At 73.1% G+C, this 20,336-nt stretch carries 19 protein-coding genes; 7 read left to right on the top strand and 12 right to left on the bottom strand.

From position 1 onward, the window contains the following. The first annotated feature begins 143 nt into the window (after positions 1-143). Positions 144-938, top strand: coding sequence for a GNAT family N-acetyltransferase (locus ACIRU3_RS07965; protein WP_404052920.1), 795 nt, complete (start codon positions 144-146; stop codon positions 936-938). Further along, positions 938-1,807 (top strand): lysophospholipid acyltransferase family protein, encoded by an 870-nt coding sequence (locus ACIRU3_RS07970; RefSeq protein WP_404052923.1) that lies wholly within the window; start codon positions 938-940, stop codon positions 1,805-1,807. Before ACIRU3_RS07965 ends, ACIRU3_RS07970 begins: the two co-directional genes overlap by 1 nt. Here ACIRU3_RS07970 and ACIRU3_RS07975 read toward each other — a convergent pair. Then, positions 1,783-4,122 carry an ATP-binding cassette domain-containing protein gene (locus ACIRU3_RS07975; protein WP_404052925.1) on the bottom strand — a complete coding sequence of 780 codons (2,340 nt, stop codon included), beginning with the start codon at positions 4,120-4,122 and terminating at the stop codon, positions 1,783-1,785. The genes ACIRU3_RS07970 and ACIRU3_RS07975 overlap by 25 nt on opposite strands. Positions 4,123-4,191: 69 nt before the next feature. After that, positions 4,192-4,383, bottom strand: a complete 192-nt coding sequence (locus ACIRU3_RS07980; RefSeq protein WP_404052928.1) for an antitoxin — start codon at positions 4,381-4,383, stop codon at positions 4,192-4,194. Positions 4,384-4,564: 181 nt separating this feature from the next. On the opposite strand from ACIRU3_RS07980, the gene ACIRU3_RS07985 reads away from it, so the two are divergent. Then, positions 4,565-7,039, top strand: coding sequence for an ATP-dependent Clp protease ATP-binding subunit (locus ACIRU3_RS07985; RefSeq protein WP_404052931.1), 2,475 nt, complete (start codon positions 4,565-4,567; stop codon positions 7,037-7,039). 4 nt (positions 7,040-7,043) lie between these two features. Here ACIRU3_RS07985 and ACIRU3_RS07990 read toward each other — a convergent pair whose 3' ends face one another. The 4 genes from ACIRU3_RS07990 to ACIRU3_RS08005 all read right to left on the bottom strand — a co-directional run bounded on the left by ACIRU3_RS07990 (position 7,044) and on the right by ACIRU3_RS08005 (position 11,686). Next, entirely contained in the window at positions 7,044-8,048 is a 1,005-nt protein-coding gene (locus ACIRU3_RS07990; RefSeq protein ID WP_404052934.1) for an MsnO8 family LLM class oxidoreductase, read from the bottom strand. A 34-nt stretch (positions 8,049-8,082) separates the two neighbouring features. Beyond that, the gene (locus ACIRU3_RS07995; RefSeq protein ID WP_404052937.1) at positions 8,083-9,468 is read right to left on the bottom strand and encodes an FAD-binding oxidoreductase; all 1,386 of its coding nucleotides are present in this window, start codon (positions 9,466-9,468) and stop codon (positions 8,083-8,085) included. A 135-nt stretch (positions 9,469-9,603) separates the two neighbouring features. Continuing rightward, positions 9,604-11,274 (bottom strand): LuxR C-terminal-related transcriptional regulator, encoded by a 1,671-nt coding sequence (locus tag ACIRU3_RS08000; protein WP_404052939.1) that lies wholly within the window; start codon positions 11,272-11,274, stop codon positions 9,604-9,606. A 52-nt stretch (positions 11,275-11,326) separates the two neighbouring features. Further along, positions 11,327-11,686 carry a hypothetical protein gene (locus ACIRU3_RS08005; protein ID WP_404052941.1) on the bottom strand — a complete coding sequence of 120 codons (360 nt, stop codon included), beginning with the start codon at positions 11,684-11,686 and terminating at the stop codon, positions 11,327-11,329. A gap of 129 nt (positions 11,687-11,815) precedes the next feature. Here ACIRU3_RS08005 and ACIRU3_RS08010 point away from each other — a divergent pair, with 129 nt between their 5' ends. Continuing rightward, positions 11,816-12,307 (top strand): hypothetical protein, encoded by a 492-nt coding sequence (locus ACIRU3_RS08010; protein ID WP_404052944.1) that lies wholly within the window; start codon positions 11,816-11,818, stop codon positions 12,305-12,307. Between the two features lie 12 nt (positions 12,308-12,319). Here ACIRU3_RS08010 and ACIRU3_RS08015 read toward each other — a convergent pair whose 3' ends face one another. Then, positions 12,320-12,535: a dodecin gene (locus tag ACIRU3_RS08015; protein ID WP_404052946.1), complete on the bottom strand. Its 216-nt coding sequence runs from the start codon at positions 12,533-12,535 to the stop codon at positions 12,320-12,322. A 262-nt stretch (positions 12,536-12,797) separates the two neighbouring features. On the opposite strand from ACIRU3_RS08015, the gene ACIRU3_RS08020 reads away from it, so the two are divergent. Beyond that, positions 12,798-14,054, top strand: a complete 1,257-nt coding sequence (locus tag ACIRU3_RS08020; protein ID WP_404052949.1) for an extracellular solute-binding protein — start codon at positions 12,798-12,800, stop codon at positions 14,052-14,054. A gap of 1 nt (position 14,055) precedes the next feature. Here the strand turns inward: ACIRU3_RS08020 and egtD are convergent, their stop codons facing one another. From egtD to egtA, 4 genes are read right to left on the bottom strand one after another with little or no spacing between them, the layout of a single operon-like run. Next, positions 14,056-15,018, bottom strand: a complete 963-nt coding sequence (gene egtD, locus ACIRU3_RS08025) for an L-histidine N(alpha)-methyltransferase (protein ID WP_404052952.1) — start codon at positions 15,016-15,018, stop codon at positions 14,056-14,058. Next, entirely contained in the window at positions 15,015-15,830 is an 816-nt protein-coding gene (gene egtC, locus ACIRU3_RS08030) for an ergothioneine biosynthesis protein EgtC (RefSeq protein ID WP_404052955.1), read from the bottom strand. The genes egtD and egtC overlap by 4 nt, the downstream gene beginning before the upstream one ends. Next, a complete protein-coding gene (gene egtB / locus ACIRU3_RS08035; protein WP_404052958.1) occupies positions 15,830-17,167 on the bottom strand; it encodes an ergothioneine biosynthesis protein EgtB in 1,338 nt (445 codons plus the stop codon). The genes egtC and egtB overlap by 1 nt, the downstream gene beginning before the upstream one ends. Continuing rightward, positions 17,164-18,477, bottom strand: coding sequence for an ergothioneine biosynthesis glutamate--cysteine ligase EgtA (gene egtA, locus ACIRU3_RS08040; protein WP_404052960.1), 1,314 nt, complete (start codon positions 18,475-18,477; stop codon positions 17,164-17,166). Before egtA ends, egtB begins: the two co-directional genes overlap by 4 nt. 276 nt (positions 18,478-18,753) lie before the next feature. On the opposite strand from egtA, the gene ACIRU3_RS08045 reads away from it, so the two are divergent. Next, a complete protein-coding gene (locus ACIRU3_RS08045; RefSeq protein WP_404052963.1) occupies positions 18,754-19,584 on the top strand; it encodes a TIGR02452 family protein in 831 nt (276 codons plus the stop codon). 22 nt (positions 19,585-19,606) lie between these two features. Here ACIRU3_RS08045 and ACIRU3_RS08050 read toward each other — a convergent pair whose 3' ends face one another. Then, positions 19,607-20,053: a type II toxin-antitoxin system PemK/MazF family toxin gene (locus ACIRU3_RS08050; RefSeq protein WP_404052966.1), complete on the bottom strand. Its 447-nt coding sequence runs from the start codon at positions 20,051-20,053 to the stop codon at positions 19,607-19,609. Between the two features lie 80 nt (positions 20,054-20,133). Between ACIRU3_RS08050 and ACIRU3_RS08055 the strand changes: the two genes are divergently transcribed. Then, a complete protein-coding gene (locus ACIRU3_RS08055; RefSeq protein WP_404052968.1) occupies positions 20,134-20,301 on the top strand; it encodes a hypothetical protein in 168 nt (55 codons plus the stop codon). Positions 20,302-20,336: the final 35 nt, after the last annotated feature.

Genomic DNA, 20,336 nt, shown 5'->3' on the forward strand with positions numbered 1-20,336 from the left:
ACCCACGCCGTTCAACAAGCCCACACCCGCTCTCCGGCCCTCGGTCACGCGTAGGCCAACCGGCATCGGAAGAACAGGACAGGCAGCCCGGACCGACGGTCTGCCGTCCCCGCCGACCCCGGCCCGTGACCATGGAGAGAGCCATGACCGGCGTCACCACGCTCGACCGTCCTCCGCAGCCCGAGGCACCCACCCGCTACACCGTCACCCTCGCCCGTGACGAGGCCGACGTCCGCGCCGCACAGCGGCTGCGGCACGACGTCTTCGCCGGGGAGATGGGCGCCCTGCTGGCCACCCCGCAGCCGGGCCTCGACATCGACCCGTTCGACGCGTACTGCGACCACCTGCTGGTCAACGACACCGTGACCGGACAGGTCGTCGGCACCTACCGGCTGCTGCCGCCGGACCGGGCCGCGGTCGCCGGCCGGCTCTACTCGGAGGGCGAGTTCGACCTGGCCGCGCTCGACGGGATCCGGCCCGGCCTGGTCGAGGTCGGCCGCTCCTGCGTGCACCCCGACCACCGGGACGGTGCGGTCATCGGCCTGATCTGGGCCGGCATAGCCCGCTACATGGTCGACCGGGGCCACGAGTGGCTGGCCGGCTGCTGCTCCGTGCCGCTCGCCGACGGCGGCGTGCTCGCCACCGGCACCTGGGAGCGGGTGCGGGCCAAGCACCTGGCTCCCGAGGAGTTCCGGGTACGGCCGCTGCTGCCGTGGGTCCCGAACGCCGAGGTCCCGGCCGGGCACGCACCCGTTACCCCGCCCGCCCGCCCTGAACTGCCGGCCCTGCTGCGCGGCTACCTGCGCCTCGGTGCCTGGGTGTGCGGGGAGCCCGCGCACGACCCGGACTTCGGGGTCGCCGACATGTATGTGCTGCTGTCGATGCGCCGGGTCAACCCGCGCTATCTGAAGCACTTCCTCTCCCTCGTGCCGGCCTGATGAGCGTCTGGCTGCCCAGCGCGCCCTGCACCCCGGGCGCCTGTGTGGAGCCGGCCGCACCCGCAGTGGGCGTACCCCGCGCCGTGCTGCGGATCACCGCGGTCGCGGTCCTGGTGCTGGCCGGGATCGTGCTGTCCCCCCTCGGCTGGGGGTCCTCCCGCTTGCGGGGGAGGATCCCCGCCGAGTGGGTCAGGCGGTGGTGCCGGACGATCGTGCGGGCCATAGGGGTCCAGGTCCGCCTCACCGGCACCGCCGCACCGGCCGGCGGGCTGCTGCTGGTCGCCAACCACGTCTCGTGGCTGGACATCCCGCTGCTGGCCGCCGTACGCCCCGCCCGGATGCTCGCCAAGACCGAGATCCGGCAGTGGCCCGTGGCCGGGGCGCTGGCCGCGCGCGGCGGGGCGCTGTTCATCGAGCGCGACCGGCTGCGAGCCCTGCCCGACACGGTCGCCCGGATCGCGCACGCCATGACGGAGGGCGCGGCCGTGGTCGCCTTTCCCGAGGGCAGCACCTGGTGCGGCCGGGCGCACGGCCGCTTCCACCGAGCCGTCTTCCAGGCCGCACTGGACGCGGGCGTACCGGTGCAGCCGGTCAGGCTGCGCTATCTGCAGGACGGGGGAGAGGCCGCGAGCACCGCGGCCGCGTTCGTCGGCGAGGACACCCTGCTCGCCTCCCTGTGGCGGGTCGCCCGCGCGCGGAACCTGGTGGCCGAGGTGGACGTACGGCCGGCGATACCGCCCGGTGCCCAGCCCGACCGGCGTTCCCTCGCCCGGGCCGCTCAGCCGGTCCCCTCCGAGCCCGGCTGGACCCATGCCGTACTGGTGGAGCCGCAGGTCTCCCCGAGTCAGGGCATGACCCGCGCCAGATAGCGCGCCGTGGCGCTCCCCTCCGCCCGCGCCACCCGCTCGGGCGGTCCGGCCGCCACGACGCGCCCGCCCCGGTCGCCGCCGCCCGGGCCCAGGTCGATCACCCAGTCCGCCTCGGCGACCACCGTCATGTCGTGCTCGACCACGACGACCGTGTGCCCGGCGTCGACCAGCCCGTGCAGCCGGTCCATCAGCACCTCGACGTCGGCCGGATGCAGGCCGGTCGTGGGCTCGTCCAGCAGGTACAGGGTGTGGGCGCGGCGGCCGCGCTGCAGCTCGCTCGCCAGCTTGATCCGCTGGGCCTCCCCGCCGGACAGTTCGGTGGCGGGCTGGCCCAGTCGCAGATAGCCGAGGCCCACGTCCAAGAGCGTGCCCAGGCTGCGGGCGGCGGCCGGGGTGTCGGCGAAGAACCCGGCCGCGTCCTCGACCGTGAGGTCGAGGACCTCGGCGATGTTCCGCCCCCGGTACGACACCTGGAGGGTCTCGGGGTTGTAGCGGGCACCGCCGCAGTCCGGGCAGGGCGTGTACGTGCTCGGCAGGAACAGCAGCTCGACGCTCACGAACCCCTCGCCCTGGCAGGTCTCGCAGCGCCCTCCCGCCACGTTGAAGGAGAACCGTCCGACGCCGTACGCGCGCTCCTGCGCCTCGGCGGTGGCGGCGAACACCTTCCGCACCACGTCGAACAGGCCGGTGTAGGTGGCCAGGTTGGAGCGAGGGGTGCGCCCGATCGGCTTCTGGTCCACCCGGACCAGGCGGCCGACGCCGTCCAGGTCCTCCGTCAACGCGCCGATGAGCGTGGACTTCCCGGAGCCGGAGACACCGGTGACGGCGGTGAACGAGCCGAGCGGGAACTCGGCCCGCACCCCGCGCAGGTTGTGCCGGGTCACCGGACCCACTTTCAACCAGCCGCCCGGCTCGCGGACTTCGCGCGCCGGGCCCGGGGCCTCGTCGAAGAGGTACCGGGCCGTGGCCGACTCCTCGACCGAGGCCAGCTCGGCCACCGGGCCGCTGTACAGCACCCGCCCGCCGTGCTCGCCCGCGCCGGGACCGACGTCCACCAGCCAGTCGGCACCGCGCACCACCTCCAGATGGTGCTCGACCACGAACACCGAGTTCCCGGCCGCCTTGAGCCGGTCCAGTACCGCGAGCAGGGCCTCGGTGTCGGCCGGGTGCAGGCCGGCCGACGGCTCGTCCAGCACGTACACCACACCGAACAGCCCCGAGCGCAACTGGGTGGCGAGCCGGAGCCGTTGCAGTTCGCCCGCCGAGAGGGTGGGGGCGGCCCGGTCCAGGCTGAGATAGCCGAGGCCCAGCTCGACGACCGGAGCGATCCGGGACTTCAGGTCCTCGGTGAGGACACGGGCGGTCTCGGTGCTGCCGTGGAGCAGTCCGGCCAGGTCGGTCAGCGGCAGCGCGGCCAGCTCGGCGATGGTCCGGCCGCCGAAGGTCACCCTCAGCGCCTCGGGCCGCAGCCTGCTGCCGTCGCACACCGGACAGGGGGCACTGGTGAGGAAGCGTTCCGCCTTCGCCCGCAGGGTCGGGGACTTGGTGTCGGAGAACGTCTTCATCACGTACCGGCGGGCACTCATGTAGGTGCCCTGGTAAGGACGTTGGATCCGGTCGGCGTCCCGCACCGGGTGGACGGTGACCACCGGCTGCTCGTCCGTGAAGAGGATCCATTCCCGCTGCTCGGCGGGCAGCTCGCGCCAGGGCCGGTCCACGTCGTACCCGAGCGTGTCGAGGATGTCGCGCAGGTTCTTGCCCTGCCAGGCGCCCGGCCACGCGGCGATCGCACCGTCGCGGACGGACAGCGAGGGATCGGGGACCAGCAGCTCCTCGGTCGTGCGGTGCACCCGGCCGAGGCCGTGGCAGTGCGGGCAGGCGCCGGCCGCCGTGTTGGGGGAGAAGGCGTCCGAGTCGAGCCGCTCGGCGCCGGGCGGGTGGTCACCGGCGCGCGAGAACAGCATGCGCAGGGAGTTGGAGAGATTGGTGACCGTGCCCACCGAGGAGCGTGAGGTGGGGGCCGAGCGCCGCTGCTGGAGGGAGACCGCCGGCGGCAGGCCGGTGATCTCACCGACCTTGGGAGCCCCGACCTGGTGGATCAGTCTGCGTGCGTACGGCGCCACCGACTCGAAGTAGCGTCGCTGCGCCTCGGCGTACACGGTGCCGAACGCCAGGGACGACTTCCCCGAGCCGGAGACGCCGGTGAACACGGTCAGTACGTCCCGCGGAATGTCCACGTCGACGCCCTTGAGGTTGTGCTCGCGGGCGCCGCGTACACGGACGTAGGGGTCGTACCGATCATGGGGGCTGTGCATCGGGGGAAACTCCGTACGGGCCTGCCGGGGCGAGGACAAACCCCGCGATTCTAGCCCGCCCGGTCCCGGCTACGGATGCGGAGGGGTGTCCCGCTCCTGGCTTCCGAGCTCGTCCTTCAGCTTCTGCTGGGCCGTGTCGACCTGCGACTGGTACTTGTTCCCGGTCCGCTGGTCGACGTAGTCGCCGCCCTTGTCGATGCCCTTGCCGGCCATGTCCTCATGGCCCTTGAGCATGCCCTTGATCTTTTCCATGAAGGACATGGCTGCCCTCCTCGTCGCTTGAGGCTTGCACTCCCAGCCTCCCCGGTCCGGGCCGGGAGCGCATCTCGGGCCCGGCGGGGCGGCCTCCGGTGCGAGGATGCCCTGTTTGTGACAGTTTGGGTAGCCGAGCGCCGGCCATGGCCGACACGGACGCCTGCCCGCTTCCAGAAAGGCCCGCCCCATGAGCACCCCCGGTTTCGGTTTCGGACGCAGCCCGTTCGAGGAGTTCGACGAGCTGATGTCCCGCTTCTTCAGCAGCGGCGGCCCGGCGCCCGCCCGGCGGCCGCAGCGCGTCGACATCGGCAGTCTGCTGTCCGAACGGGCCCGGGACCTGGTGGCCGAGGCCAGGGACATCGCCGCCGTCGAGGGCAGCGAGGAACTCGACGCCAGGCACCTGCTCGCCGCCGCCACCCACAACGACTCCACCCGGCGCCTGCTGGCCGAGGCCGGAGCCGACCCCGACCGGATCCGCGAACAGCTCGGCACCGGCGCGAACGGCGGTGAGAAGACCGAACCGAACACCCTCACCCCCTCCGCCAAGCGCGCCCTGCTCGACGCCTACCAGATCTCCCGCGCCGAGGGAGCCTCGTACATCGGCCCAGGTCACATCCTGCGCGCGCTCGCCGCCAACCCGGAATCGGCGGCCGGTCAGGTGCTCGGCGACGGCGGCTGGGAACCGGCCCGGCTGCCCACCGAGGGTGCGGGCGAGCGGAAGAAGCCCAGCAGCACGCCGACCGTCGACGAGTACGGCCGCGACCTCACCGAGGACGCCCGGGACGGCCGCCTCGACCCGGTGATCGGACGCGACGACGAGGTCGAGCAGACCATCGAGGTCCTCTCCCGCCGCAGCAAGAACAACCCCGTCCTGATCGGCGACCCGGGTGTCGGCAAGACGGCCGTGGTCGAGGGCATCGCCCAGCGCATCGTGGCCGGGGACGTGCCCAAGACCCTCGAAGGCAAGCGGCTGGTCTCACTGGACCTGGCCGGAATGGTGGCCGGCACCAAGTACCGGGGCGAGTTCGAGGAGCGGCTGAAGAAAGTGCTGGAAGAGGTCCGCGAGCACGCGGACGAACTGGTGCTGTTCCTGGACGAGTTGCACACCGTCGTCGGGGCCGGAGGCGGCGGCGAGGGCGCCATGGACGCGGGCAACATGCTCAAGCCCGCCCTGGCCCGCGGCGAGTTGCACCTGATCGGCGCGACGACCGTGGACGAGTACCGCAGGCACGTCGAGAAGGACGCGGCCCTGGAGCGCCGCTTCGCACCCATCCTGGTCGGCGAGCCCACCGTGGACGACACCATCGAGATCCTGCGCGGCCTGCGCGACCGGTACGAGGCCCACCACCAGGTCCGCATCACCGACGAGGCGGTCGTCGCCGCGGCCGAGCTGTCCGACCGGTACATCACCTCCCGCTTCCTGCCCGACAAGGCCATCGACCTGATGGACCAGGCCGCCGCCCGGGTCCGGCTGCGCGCCAAGACCCCGCTCGCCGACACCCGTGAGATCGAGGACCGCATCGCCGCCCTGAACCGGGAGAAGGACCAGGCGGTCGCCGACGAGGAGTACGAGCGCGCCAAGGACCTGCGCGACAGGATCAAGGGTGCCGAGGCCGAGCTGGCGGGCGCGGGCAAGGCGGAGGAACACGCCCCGAAGGTCACCGCCGAGGACATCGCGCAGGTCGTCTCGCGCACCACCGGCATCCCGGTCTCGCAGCTCACCGAGGAGGAGCGCGAGCGGCTGATGAAACTGGAGGAGCACCTGCACGAGCGGGTCGTCGGCCAGGACGAGGCGATCACCGCCGTGGCCCGCGCCGTGCGCCGCGCCCGGGCCGGCATGAGCGACCCCGACCGGCCCGTCGGCAGCTTCCTCTTCCTCGGCCCGACCGGCGTCGGCAAGACCGAACTGGCCCGTGCCCTCGCCGCCGCCCTCTTCGGGGACGAGAGCCGGATGATCCGGCTGGACATGAGCGAGTTCCAGGAGCGGCACACCGTCTCCCGCCTGGTCGGGGCCCCTCCCGGATACGTGGGCCACGAGGAGGCGGGCCAGCTCACCGAGGCGGTCCGCAGGCAGCCGTACGCCGTGCTGCTGCTGGACGAGGTGGAGAAGGCGCACCCGGACGTCTTCAACACCCTGCTGCAGCTCCTGGACGACGGTCGGCTCACCGACTCCCAGGGCCGCACGGTCGACTTCAAGAACACCGTCGTCATCATGACGTCGAACATCGGAGCCGACCGCATCCTGGCCGCCGGCACCGAGGACTACGCCAAGGTCCGCGACGCCGTCATGCCCGCCCTCCAGCAGCACTTCCGGCCCGAGTTCCTCAACCGCATCGACGAGATCATCGTCTTCCGCGGCCTGGACCGCACCCAGCTGCGCCAGATCGTCGATCTGCTGCTGGAGCACACCCGGCGCCGCCTGCACGCCCAGGACGTCACGATGGAGGTCACCGACGCGGCCGCCGGCCTGCTCGCGAACGTCGGCCACCAGCCCGACTTCGGCGCCCGGCCGCTGCGCCGCACCATCCAGCGCGAGGTGGACGACCGCCTCGCCGACATGCTGCTGTCCGGGCAGCTCGAAGCGGGCGACCACGCGGTGGTCGACGCGGCGGACGGCACCATCGTGATCCGTGCGGACAAGCCGGCCGACGTGGAGGGCTGAGCGCTCAGCCGCGCGGCGCGAACAGCCGGGCGAGGCGCCGGTGGGAGTCCAGCAGCGCCGTACGGTCGTACGTGCTCGTGGTGACGAGGACCTCGTCGGCGCCCGACTCCTTCAGGACCGTCTCCAGCTCGTGGGCGACCTGGTCCCCGGTGCCGGCGACATGGCCGGCGAGACCGGACTCGTAGAGGTCCCGTTCCTTCGCGGTCATGCTGCGGGCCAGGATCTCCTCGGCCGGGGCCAGGGGCGGGAAGGTGCCGTGGGTCCGCGAGTGCGCCATGGCCCAGGCCTCCGGGACCAGCAGCCGCCGCGCGGCTTCCGGGGTCCCGGCGACCGCCACAGTGCCGGAGATCACCACGTACGGCTCGGGCGCCCAGGGGGAGGGGCGGAACAGGGAGCGGTACTGGTCGATGCCGCGCAGCATCCTCTCGCGCCCCCGCAGGTCGCCGATGACCATCGGCAGGCCGGCCCGGGCCGCGATCCGCGCTCCCTCGCCCATGGCCAGCACGAACGGCGGCACCCCGAGGCCCTCCGCCGGACGGGCGTGCACCCCCGTCGGCGAGGTCCCCGCGAACCAGCCGAGCAGCTCGTCGAGCTGTGCAGCGAAGTCGTCGGCGTCGTCCTTGTCCCGCCCGAGGGCCTTGCGCACCCCGTCCGTGAAGCCCACGGAACGGCCGAGCCCCATGTCGATGCGCCCCGGGAAGAGCGACTCCAGCACGCCGAACTGCTCGGCCACCACGAGGGGTCGGTGGTTGGGCAGCATGACCCCGCCGGTGCCGACCCGGATCGTGCGGGTCGCGGCGGCCACCGCCGCGGCGAGCACGGTCGGCGCCGACCCGGCGACCCCGGGCACACCGTGGTGCTCCGACACCCAGAAGCGGTGGTAGCCGAGTTCCTCCGCCTCCCGCGCCAGCGCGACGGTCTCCCGCAGCGCCTCGGCGGGCGGGTGGCCCTCGCGGGTGCGGGAACGGTCCAGGACGGAGAAGCGGGCCGAGGCGATCACGGAACTCATACGACCTTCAACACACGGGAGCCCGCAGGATTCCTCACGGCGCGATGTTGTGGTTGAGCCGGAACAGGTTGCCCGGGTCGTAGCGTCGCTTCAGCTCCACCAGGCGGGCGTGGTTGCCGCGGTAGTTGGCGCGTACCCGGTCCTGGTCGTCGCCGTCCATGAAGTTCACATAGCCGCCCCCGGCCGAGTACGGCTCCAGCGCCCGGTGGAAGGCACGCACCCAGTCCTTGTGGGCCTCGCAGCCCTCACGGGTGGCGAGGGTGGGGCTGAGCGCGGTCGAGAAGCGGGCGTCCCGGTAGGAGAAGGCGGTGTCCCGCGGCCCGACCCGGTGGCAGGCGCCGTCTACGGGGAAGATCACCGTCGCGCTCTCGACGGAGGGCGTCGCGGCGGCGTACTCGACGTACGCGTCGATGGCCCCGTCCGGCAGATCACGGCTGAAGGTGCCCTTCCAGTAGTGGCACAGCCCGGCGGGCAGCAGCTCGTCGAAGAACGTGTTGACCAGCGGGTACGGCATGCGCTCGACGTACTGCCCCAGCACCGGACCCAGCCCGGCCAGCCGTGCGCGTACCCGGTCGTCCTCCTCCTCGGGGCCGCTCCAGCACAGGACCACCCCGCACAGCGGCCGCCCGTGCCGGCGTTCGGGCAGGAACGGCACCGGCGGTCCGAGCCCGAGGACGAACAGCGCGCCGAGCCGCCCGTCGGACTCGGCGATCAGCTCCCGGTAGCGGCGCATCACCTCGCCGTCGAGCGGGTAGAACGTGGGCCCGCCGAGGACGTCGGCCACGGGGTGCAGCCGGAACGCGAAGGACGTGACGACCCCGAAGTTCCCGCCGCCCCCGCGCACCGCCCACAGCAGGTCGGGGTGGAGTTCCTCGGTGCAGACGACGAAGGACCCGTCGGCCGTCACCAGGTCGACGGAGGCCAGGTTGTCGCAGGCCAGGCCGCAGCGACGGGCCAGATGCCCCATGCCTCCGCCGGTCGTCAGGCCGCCGACACCCGTCGTGGAGACGATTCCGCCGGTGGTGGCAAGACCGAAGGCGTGCGTGGCGTGGTCGACGTCCGCCCAGGTGCAGCCGCCCCCGACCCGGGCCGTGCGCCCGTCCGGGTCGACCCGGACGCCGCGCAGCCGGGCGAGGTCGAGGACGACGCCGTCGTCGCAGGTCCCGTAGCCGGGGACGCTGTGGCCGCCGCCGCGCACCGCGAGCGGCAGGCCCCGCTCGCGGGCGAAGTCCACCGTGGCGATCGCATCGCCCGCGTCGACGGCCCGGACGACGATCGCCGGGCGTTTGTCGTGCATCGCGTTGTAGACCTTGCGCGCCTCGTCGTAGCGAGGGTCGCCGGGCTCGACGATGTCGCCCCGTACGGCGCGGCGCAACGGTTCGAGGAGCCGGGCGTCCAGGGCCGGCGTGGAGATGGTCATGACCGCCACCCGCCTTCCGCTCGCGTGCCGGTGCAGTCCCGGTCTACGCGCCGGGCGGCGCACGCTCATCGCCCGAACGGCCCATCCCCGGCGGGGGCGCATGGGCAGAACGGCCCATGCGGACGAGGCTCCGGGTCACGCGAGACCGTGTGTGCAGGCGTACGCGGTCGCTGCCGCCCGCGAGGACACGTCGAGCTTGGCGAAGATGTTGCTGAGGTGCCGGGCCACGGTGTGCTCGCTGATCACCAGTTCCGCGGCGATGGACCGGTTCGTGCGGCCCGCCGCGACCAGCCGCAGCACCTGGATCTCCCGCCCGGTGAGCCCGCCCGGCGGTTCCCCGCGCAGACCGGCCAGAAGGGCGGCCGCCCGGCGGGCGTCCGGTGCCGCGCCCAGCTCCTGGAAGGCCTGTCGGGCGGCCCGCAGCTCCATCCGGGCGCCCTCGTCGTCGCCGGCGGTGCGGTCGGCGGCGGCCAGGGTCATCCGCACCCGGGCCGCCTCGTACGGCATCCCCAGCGCCAGCCAGACGGCCAGCGCCCGGTGCAGCAGAGGCAGCGCGCGGTCCAGGTCACGCGTCTCGTGGGCCAGCGCTCCACCCGCCGCGTCGGCACTCGCGTGCAGCAGGGTCGCCGCCGAGCCGCACCGCCGCTGCCACTCCACGGCCAGCGCGTCCAGCTCCGCCACCGCCGTGCGCGCCTCGTCGGTCCGGCCGAGCGCGAGACAGACCTCCACCTGGGCGGCGAGCAGCCGGCACCGCTCGACACGGCCGGCCGGCTCACCGGCAACGGCCAGCCGCAGCCCCGCCGCCGAGGCCGCCGCCCCGCCCTGGGCCAGGCGCAGCAGGGCGAGGCCGGGCTGCGGGTCGCGGCCGAGCCGGTGCGCCTTCCCGTACGCCTCCTCGGCCGCTGCCGTCTCACCGCGCCGGCGCCGGATCTCGCCGGTCAGGTAGCAGGCCTCGCCCGCCAACCGCCGCTCGTGGGGCAGCAGTTCCGCACAGGTGCGCGCGGCCTCCGTCAGCGCCAGGGGCCACCGGCCGCGCAGCTCGAGCACCTGCACCCGGTGCACCCGGCACAGCCCCCGGAAGGTGTTCTCCGCCGGCATCGACGTGCACCACCGCAGGGCCGCCTCGGTCCATTCCGCGGCGCGTTCCAGGTCGGCACAGGCCATGCACTGCTGCAGGCCCAGGCAGTAGATCCAGCCGGTGAAGAAGGAGCTGAGTTCGCCCGCCACGGCCGCGCACATCGCCTCGTCCAGAAGGTCGAGCCCCTCGGCGACCCGGCCCCGGGCCACCAGGACCCCCGCCTGCGCCTGGACGCCCATCGCGTACAGGTCGGCGCTCTCGCAGCGCCGCGCGATCGCCGCCATGCGCCGGGCCGAGGCCATCGCCTCGTCGAACGCGCCGCGCTCCTGCGCCTCCTCCGTGTCCATCCAGGCGAGGAAGCACTGTTCGACGCATTCGGGCTCGGTGCCCAGATGCCGCCGGGCCCGGCGCAGCCAGCCGGCGGCCACGGCCGTGTGTCCCGTCAGATGGTGCTCGTAGAAGAGCAGCCAGGCCATGTGTCCCGCCTGCCGGTCGGCGCCGGCCGCCGCGTACCCGGAGTAGGCCCGCATCCGCCCCGCGATCGACTCCTCGATGCGGCCCGTCCACCAGGCCGCGTCGGCGAGCGCGGCACAGTCGTCGGGGGTGAGCAGAGCGGCGTCCAGGCTGCGCAGGAGCGGGTAGGCGTCGGCCCATGCCTCCCGGACCACGGCGTCCCGTGCCCGCCGCAGTACGTCCGTCGCCGCCTCGTCGACCGTCCGCCCACTCACACGCGGCTCCCTTCTCGCCCGTCGCGAGAGGACCGCCCCCTCCTCAGGATAGTCAGGGCTCGCGGTCGCGGGTCTCGTCGATGCCGTACGTGTCCGGGGCCGGGAACGGGCCGGCCGGCGGGCCTCGCCGGCCGTCATGAGACAGCCGGTCGGGCCGCCCGGAGCGCATCGGCGTCCAGAGGGTTCCGATGAGGACCAGCTCCGGTGCCGACGGTGCCCCGCCCCGGTCACCCCCTGGGCGGCTCGCCGGAGTGAACAAGCTCTTCGAGCGCAGGATGTGTCCGTGGGCGCCGCTGTCGAGCCGCTCCGTCACCGAGGGCCACAACCGCTCCGGGGTGGAAGGGGAGTTCGCAACGGAAGGGAAACCGGACAGGATGGTGACGGGCAGCCGCCCGGACGGGTCGTGCGTCATGCGCCGTTCCGTCCTCGGGGCGCAGCAGACCGCGCTCGTACGCCTCGACCAGCCGCCGCGGCAGAAGGTGCCGCACCTCGTCGACCGTGCCCGGTGAGGGAGCCGGGCGGCCGTGGCTAGGGTGGCCCCGTGACAGACAGCAGCAGGCGCCCGGTTGCCGTGTTCGACATCGACAACACCCTTGCCGACACCGGCCATCGGCAGCACTTCCTGGAGGGCCGGCCGCGCGACTGGGCCGGGTTCTTCGCGGCCGCGCCCGCGGACCCGCCGCTCGCCGAGGGTGTGGCGCTCGCTCTGGACCAGGCTCGGGAGTGCGAGATCGTGTACCTCACCGGGCGGCCCGAACGGTGCCGGCGCGACACGCTGGACTGGCTCGCCGCCCACGGCCTGCCCGAGGGGCGGGTCCGGATGCGGAGCAACGCCGACCGCAGGCCCGCCCGGTTCACCAAGCTGGAGATCCTGCGCCGGCTCGCCCGCGACCGTCAGGTCCGGCTTCTCGTCGATGACGACGAACTCGTGTGCGACGACGCCGAGCGCGCCGGATTCACCGTGGTACGGGCCCGCTGGGCCGCGAAGTCCGCCGCGCTGGAGGACGCCCAGGAGCGGGAGGGCCGGACCTGACGCAGGGTCGGATCACTCCCCGTCCTCGATGCGGAAGCCCACCTTCAGGCCCACCTGGTAGTGCTCGATCCGCCCGTTCTCGATCTGGCCGCGCACCTGTGTCACCTCGAACCAGTCCAGGTTGCGCAGGGTCTGGCCGGCGCGCGCGACGCCGTTGCGGATGGCCTGGTCGAGGCCCTCGTGCGAGGTGCCGACGATCTCGGTGACCCGGTAGGTGTGGTTCGACATGCGGGTGCTCCTCTCCGCCGTGGGGCCGGGGTGGTGTGCCCGTGCCTCACGTATCCCGTGACCGGTGTGTCACGCCGTACTCCACCGTGCCGTATCCCCGCCCGGCGCGCGAGGCGTCGCCCGCGTACCTCCGGGTAGCGCTTGACCTACGCATTGGTCCATACCAAAATCCCGTACACCCGTACGAGCCTCTCGCTCGTCCCCCCACGTCGGGCCCCTTTCGCTGTCCGCACCGCCCATGCCAGACAGAACAGGACCCCTCGTGAGACGTCGTCTGCTCGCCCTCCTCTGCGTCACCGGCTCCCTCGTCAGCGGCTGCGGCCTCCTGCCCGGCGGACAGGACCGGCACACCGTCACCGTGTGGCTGATGAAGGACAGTGCCTCGAAGGAGTTCCTGCGGCGCTTCACCGAGGACTTCGAGCGCACCCACCAGGACCTGCGCCTCGACATCCGCATCCAGGAGTGGACCGGCATCGTGGAGAAGGTCCGCAAGGCGCTCAGGCGCGGTTCCGAGGACGGCCCCGACGTGATCGAGGTGGGCAACACCCAGGTTCCGCAGTACGTCGAGGACGGCCGGCTCGCCGACCTGACGCTGGAGTCGATGCGCGACTGGGGCAAGGAGCACTGGCTGCCCGGTCTCGCCGAACCCGGCAAGGAGGGCAACAAGCAGTACGGCGTGCCCTGGTATGCGGCCAATCGGGTGGTCATCTACCGCAAGGACCTCTTCGAACAGGCCAAGATCACCGCCCCGCCGAAGACCCGCGAGGAGTGGCTCGCGGACACCCGCAAGCTCGACTCCGGCGGCAACCAGGGCATCTACCTCGCCGGTCAGGACTGGTACACCCTCTCCGGCTTCATCTGGGACGAGGGCGGCGAGCTGGCCGAGAAGAAGGACTACGAGTGGCGGGGCACCCTGGACACACCGGCCGCGCTGCGCGGCATGGAGTTCTACCGGCAGCTCCAGGCGCTCGGCGCGGGGCCCATGGACGCGGACGAGGAACACCCGCCCCAGGCCGGGGTGTTCGCGGGCGGCAAGGTCGCACAGATCGTCGCCGTACCCGGGCTCGCCCAGTCCGTCGTGCAGCAGAACCCCGGCCTCGAGGACAAGCTCGGCTTCTTCCCGGTGCCCGGAAAGACCGCCGCCCGGCCCGGAACGGTCTTCACCGGCGGCTCCGACCTCGTCGTCCCGCAGAACACCGACGACCAGTTCGCCGCGACCGCCGTCATCGGAGCGCTCACCGGCGCCAAGTGGGACACCGAACTCGCCCGCACCATGAACTACGTACCCAACAAGACCACCCTGGCGAGCGCGGTCTCGGGTGAGGAGGGGGTCGCCGCCATGGCGGCGGGCGCCGCGCACGGCCGGGCGACCCCCAACACCCCTCAGTGGGCCGCGGTCGAGGCCGACAACCCGATCAAGGGGTACATGACCCGGGTGCTCGGCGGCGCGGACCCGGCCACCGAGGCCCGCCGGGCCGGCCGGAAGATCACCGAGGCCCTCACCCCGAACCTCGGATGACTCACCGCGCCACGCTCAGCGACAGCGCGAAGCGGCGATCGGCATCCGTCCACCAGTGGGTCAGCTCCAGGCCGACCGCCGCGAGTTCGGCGGTCACACCCTCCTTGCGGAACTTCGCCGACACCTCGGTGCGCAGCTCCTCGCCCGCCGCGAAGTCCACGGCGAGCTCCAGCGCGGGCACCTTCACGGTCTGCGTGGTGCGCGAGCGCAGCCGCATCTCGATCCACTCCTGCTCCGCGTCCCACAGCGCCACATGGTCGAACGCCCCGGGGTCGAAGTCGGCGCCCAGTTCCCGGTTCATCACGGCCAGGACGTTCTTGTTGAACGCGGCCGTCACCCCGGCCGCGTCGTCATACGCCCGGACCAGCACTCGCTCGTCCTTGACCAGGTCCGTGCCGAGCAGCAGCGCGTCGCCCGGCGCGAGCAGCCCGCGCACCGAGGACAGGAACTTCGCCCGTTCGGCGGGCAGCAGATTGCCGATCGTGCCGCCGAGGAACGCCACCAGCCGGGGTCCGGGCGTCTTCGGCAGGGTCAGCGGGGCGGTGAAGTCGGCGATCAGCGCGTGCACCTCGAGTGCGGGCCGCTCCTCGATGAGCGCCTGCCCGGCCTGGACGAGGGCGCTCTCGCTGACGTCGACGGGAACGTACGCCTCGAGGGCGGTGAGCGCGTCGATCAGGTAGCGGGTCTTCTCCGAGGAACCGGAACCCAGCTCCACCAGGGTGCGGGCGTGGCTCGCGGCGGCGATCTCGCCGGACCGGTCGGCGAGGATCTCGCGTTCGGCGCGCGTCGGGTAGTACTCGGGCAGCTCCGTGATCTGCTCGAACAGCTCACTGCCCCGGGCGTCGTAGAACCACTTGGGCGGCAGCGACTTGGGGTCGACGGTGAGGCCGTGCAGGACGTCGGCGCGCAGCGCCGCGTCCGTCGTGTCCTCGGGGAGGGTGCGGGTGACGTGCAGGGGACTCACGTACAGGGCTCCTTAGGTGATGGGGGCTCCCCCGCTCGAGCGGAGTCGAGAGTGGGGGAGGACGCCGGGTCCTCGAGCGGGGCGAGCAGCACGCCGGCGCGGCTCGCCGTGAGCACGGTGCGGTCGGGGACCTCCTGCCAGAGCGGGTCGTCGTCGTACGGCTCGGAGGCGACGACCGTGCCGCGGCCCGGCTCCGTGCGGTACCAGAGACTGTCGCCCCAGGCGGTGGCGGTGATGGTGGCGCCGTCGGTGAGCAGCAGGTTCAGCCGGGAGGCGGGGGCTGCCTCGGCCAGTTCTCGCACCGCTTCGCCGAGGGCACGGGCGGGGTCGGCACCGGTGCCCAGCCGGTGCAGGACCAGTGCCCAGACGAACGCCGAGTCGGTGCTCGCCTCACGCGACAGCAGCTCGACCGGGGGCAGGGCGGGCACCAGGGGTGCCGCCGAGTCCGGCCAGCCCGCGATCATGCCGTTGTGGCTGAACAGCCAGTGCCCGGAGGCGAAGGGCGCCGCCGCGGCCTCGCCGTCCGCGCCCGCGAGGGTCGCGTCGCGTACGGCGGCGAGCACGGCGCCGGAACGCACGACCCGGGCCAGGTCGGCGAAGGACAGGTCGGCCCAGATCGGCCCGGCCCGCCGGTAGCGGGCCGGGACCGGATCGTCCGCGGCGTACCAACCCACCCCGAAACCATCGGCGTTGACCGTGCCGTAGCGCTGCCGCCGGGGTGCCCAGGACTGCCGGTACAGGCTGTGCGCAGGTTCCACGAGGAGCCGGCCCAGCGGCTCCTCGGGCCCCAGATAGGCCAGGTGACGGCACATCAGACGGCCTCCGAGCGGGCGGTGCGGAACCCGGAGAAGATCTGCCGGCGGATGGGGTAGTCCCAGTTGCGGAACGTGCCCCGGCAGGCCACCGGGTCCACGGCGAACGAACCGCCGCGCAGCACCTTGTGGTCGGAGCCGAAGAACACGTCGGAGTACTCCTTGTACGGGAACGCCGTGAACCCCGGGTACGGCAGGAAGTCGCTCGCCGTCCACTCCCACACGTCCCCCATCAACTGCCGCACACCGAGCGGCGATTCACCGGCCGGGTAGCTGCCGGCGGGGGCGGGCCGCAGGTGCCGCTGGCCCAGGTTGGCGTGCTCGGGCGCCGGGTCGGCGTCGCCCCACGGGTAGCGGGTGGAGCGGCCGGTGGCCGGGTCGTAGCGGGCGGCCTTCTCCCACTCGGTCTCGGTCGGCAGCCGGCGTCCGGCCCAGCGGGCGTAGGCGTCCGCCTCGTACCAGCACACATGCAGCACCGGCTCGTCGGGCGGAACGACCTCGGTGATCCCGAAGCGGCGCCTGAGCCACTGGCTGCCGTCGCGGCGCCAGAAGAGCGGGGCGCTGAGCGAGTGCTGCCGGATGTGCGCCCAGCCCGCCGGCGTCCACCATCGCTCGGTGTCGTAGCCGCCGTCGTCGATGAACGCCTGGTACGCCGCATTGGTCACCGGGGTCGTGTCGATCCAGAACGGTGCCACGTCCACCCGGTGCGCCGGGCGTTCGTTGTCCAGCGCCCACGGTTCGGTGGAGGTGCCCATGGTGAACGGGCCACCGGGGACGAGGACTTCCGCCGGACCCGTGAAGGGCGGAGCAGGAGCGGGATCGGGGGCGGTCAGGGCCTGTGGCCCCCTGCGGAGCTGATGGGTGATCAGCATCGTCTCGTCGTGCTGCTGTTCGTGCTGCGCGATCATCCCGAAGGCGAACCCGGCCTCGGTCAGCCGGGTGCCCTGGAAGTCCGCGGCCTCCAGCAGGTCCAGGGCGCGGCCGCGCACCTCGGCCGCATAGCTCCGGGCCTCGGCGGGCGGCAGCAGCGGCAGCGACGGCCGCTCGGCACGCGGGTGCTCGAAGGCGTCGTACAGGCCGTCGATCTCGGGCCGCACGGCCTCCCGGCCGCCGACCGCCCGCAGCAGCCACAGCTCCTCCTGGTTGCCGATGTGCGCGAGGTCCCACACCAGCGGCGACATCAGCGGGGAGTGCTGGGCGGTCAGATCGGGGTCCTCGACGCAGCTGGTCAGCAGCGTGGTGCGGGCGCGGGCGGTGGTGAGCGAGGTGAGCGCACGCTCGCGCAGCGCCTCGGTGTCCGGCTCGGGTGGCGTGGCCTCGGTCTCGCGGGCGGTCATGTGCGGATGTCCTTCCTCCCGTGGGCGCGACGTTCGGCGTCGCGCACGCGGTCCAGCAGGTCGTCGGCCGGGCAGCGGCCCCGGGCGACATAGCGGTTCTGGTACGCCGCCACGGTGTCGACGACCGAGGGGGTTGCGCCGAGCCGGGGCAGGGCCTCGAGCGCCGCCGCGAAGCAGGCGACCGCGGCCTCGCGCAGCTCGGGGTCGGCGAGCCCGTGCCGGGCCGCGTCGGTCCACAGCGGATTGTGCGGGGCGGGCAGGTTCATGGTCCGCTCCGCCAGGGGTTTCACCGCCCGGTACGCCCTCTCGCTGGCCTCCGGGTCGTCGAACAGCGCCGCGGTCACCGCGAGCGGCACGATCCAGCCGTCCTCGCCCGGCTGCGCGTCGATCATGCGCAGCTCCAGATGCCCGCGCGGCCGGACCGGCGGGAACAGGGTGGTCAGGTGGTAGTCGAGATCCGCCCGGGTGGGCGGCCTGGGCGACCGCGAGCGGGTCCACTCACGGAAGGTCAGGCCCTCGGGCACGTCCCACGGGCCGCGGTCGCGGCGGACGCACATCACCGGGGCGTCCAGTACATGCCGGGCCCAGGCGTCCCGTGGCTCCCCGTCCGGCGCGGGAGCACCCGCCCGGCCGGGGCCGATCTCCATCCAGAGCAGCTGCCGCGTGGACAGCCAGCCCGTGGGCTCCAGACCCACCAGCGGGGAGTTCGCGAACGCCGCCACCAGCACCGCGCCCAGCCGGTGCGCCAGCTGCCAGCGCCGCTGGTGTCCGTGCGGTCCGGGCTCCTCGTAGCCGGCGTCCACACACACCTGGACGGACGCCGAGGAGCACATCATGTGCCGGCCGGCCGTGCCGGTGCGGTCGAGGCAGGCCTCCATGGCGTCATAGCGCGGTTCCTGCAGGAACCGGCGGGGTCTGTGCCAGGGGTCGTGGCCGGCGCCGACCAGTCCCAGATCGTCCTCGGCAAGGACCGAGCGGACGATGTCCAGGTCGGCGGAGACGGTGTCTACGCACTCCATCAGAGAGGAGGCGGGCGGCGAACTCAGCTCCAGCTGGCCGCCGGGTTCGATGGTCAGCGGCGACTTCAGGGGCACGTTCCGCAGGGTGGCGTAGGCCGCTTCGAGTCTTTCGGGTGTCACCGGGAGCTGCGGCAGCCGCAGCTCGTGGACGAGCCATTCCACTTCGACCCCGAGCGTGCGGGGCGGGCCGGTCTTGAAGCAGATCCCCCGGACCAGGGCCTCCACCTCGGCCTCGGTGACGGCTGTGCGGTGCTCCGTACAGTCGCCACCATCACTTATTGAATCGGACATGTCGGGATCCTCCTGCGATTCCACCATGTCGCCGGCCCGTATTTCGGTGAGCCGGACCGGCACTCGTCCTACCCAAGACCCTCGAAACGAATCGCACAAGGGTGCCCATCGGGACGTTCGGGATCGGTAATCTCCCTTTTCTTGCGCGTTTCCAGGCCGTTCCGGGGGCCGGGAAACTCCGTTGCACCGCATCACCAGCATCACCCAGGATGCGTGCATGAGCACGACGGGGGAGGCCGCGCGGGCCGCGGTCATGGCGCCCACGGGGGTGGCGCCGTGAGCGCGCGCCTGCGTGGCATCGCCACGGAGACCGAGCGGATCGTGGCGGCGGGGACGTACCGGGCACCGGACGGCCGGGGCGTGTCGATCGCCGCGGCGATCGAAGCCGCACGGGCGGGCACGCGGATGTACGGCCCCGGGCCGGTACCGGTCCCCGAGGCCGCGGACGTGGAGCCCTTCATCGAGGTCACCGGAGAGAGCAGCCTGGAGGCCGCCCGCCGGCTTTCCGGCGCCCCGGTCGCCGTCCTGAACTTCTCCTCGGCGCGCAATCCGGGCGGCGGCTATCTGAACGGCGCCCAGGCACAGGAAGAGGCCCTGTGCCGCGCCTGCGCGCTGTACACCTGCCTGCTCCAGGCCCGGGAGTTCTACGATCACCACCGCGCCCACCGGGACCCGTTCTACACGGACCGGGTGATCCACTCCCCGGCCGTACCGGTGTTCCGCGACGACCGGGGCCGGCTGCTGCCGGAGCCCTACCTCGCGGGTTTCCTGACCGCGGCCGCTCCCAACGCGGGCGTCGTACGTCGTACGGCACCGGAGCGTGCCGGCGAACTGCCTGCCGCCCTGGCCCGGCGGGCCGAGCGGGTCCTGCAGACCGCCGCCGCTCACGGCTACCGGCGGCTGGTGCTCGGCGCCTGGGGTTGCGGCGTCTTCCAGAACGACCCGGCGCAGGTCGCGGGCGCTTTCCGGGCGCTGCTCGGGCCCGGCGGCCGATTCGCGCACAGATTCGAGCACGTGGTGTTCGGCGTCCTGGACCGCACACCGGGAGCGACGGTCCGCGAGGCCTTTCGGCGGGCGTTCGCGGACCGCACACCGCCCGGCGCCTGACCTCCGTCGCGCCGGGCGCCCGTCAGGTCCAGCCGTACCGCTCGTGGAGCCGCCGGCGGACCAGGTCGAACCGCATCCGGTCGAGCGCGCAGGCCTCCCGGCGCATGCCCACCTCGTGCAGCCGCAGCACCCGGTCCACGTCCACCCACGAGTCGCGGCCCGACCGGTCCCAGGGGCCGCTGCCGATGGCGACCCACTCCCGGTCACCGTCGTGCCGCTTGCTCGACAACTGGACCGCGAGGAAGGTGCCCGCCGCTTCCCGGGCGACCACCAGCACCGGACGGTCCTTGCCGCGGCCGTCGTTCTCCTCGAACGGCACCCAGGTCCACACGATCTCGCCCGGGTCGGGGTCACCGTCGTGGGCGGGGGAGTACTCGGTGCGCACCTTGCCGACCACGCGCGGGTCGGCCTCGACGGTGGCGTGGGGGCCGTGGCGCCCCGGGACATTCTCATCGGTAAACGTGCTCACGCAGGCACCCTAGTGGTCTCATGCGCTCACGGATCAGGGGGCCTCGGGTGCCGGGAGCACAAACAGGGGGTTACCGGGGCATGCGCAGGCTCGAACGGATCCGGGACGACGCCGACCGGCCCACGCACCGGCTCGCCGGACCGGCACGCGACCCGTCCGCGTCGGAGAAGATCCTGCGGCTGCGGCTGCGGCTGCGGCTGCGGCTGCGGCTGCCGCTCGCCGAAGCCCGCCGGCCGTACGGCTGCTGACGACGGACGGCCGGGGCCCCTGGTGAGGGAACCCC

This window comes from Streptomyces sp. NPDC101151 (genome assembly GCF_044768335.1).
Classification (GTDB): Bacteria; Actinomycetota; Actinomycetes; order Streptomycetales; family Streptomycetaceae; genus Streptomyces.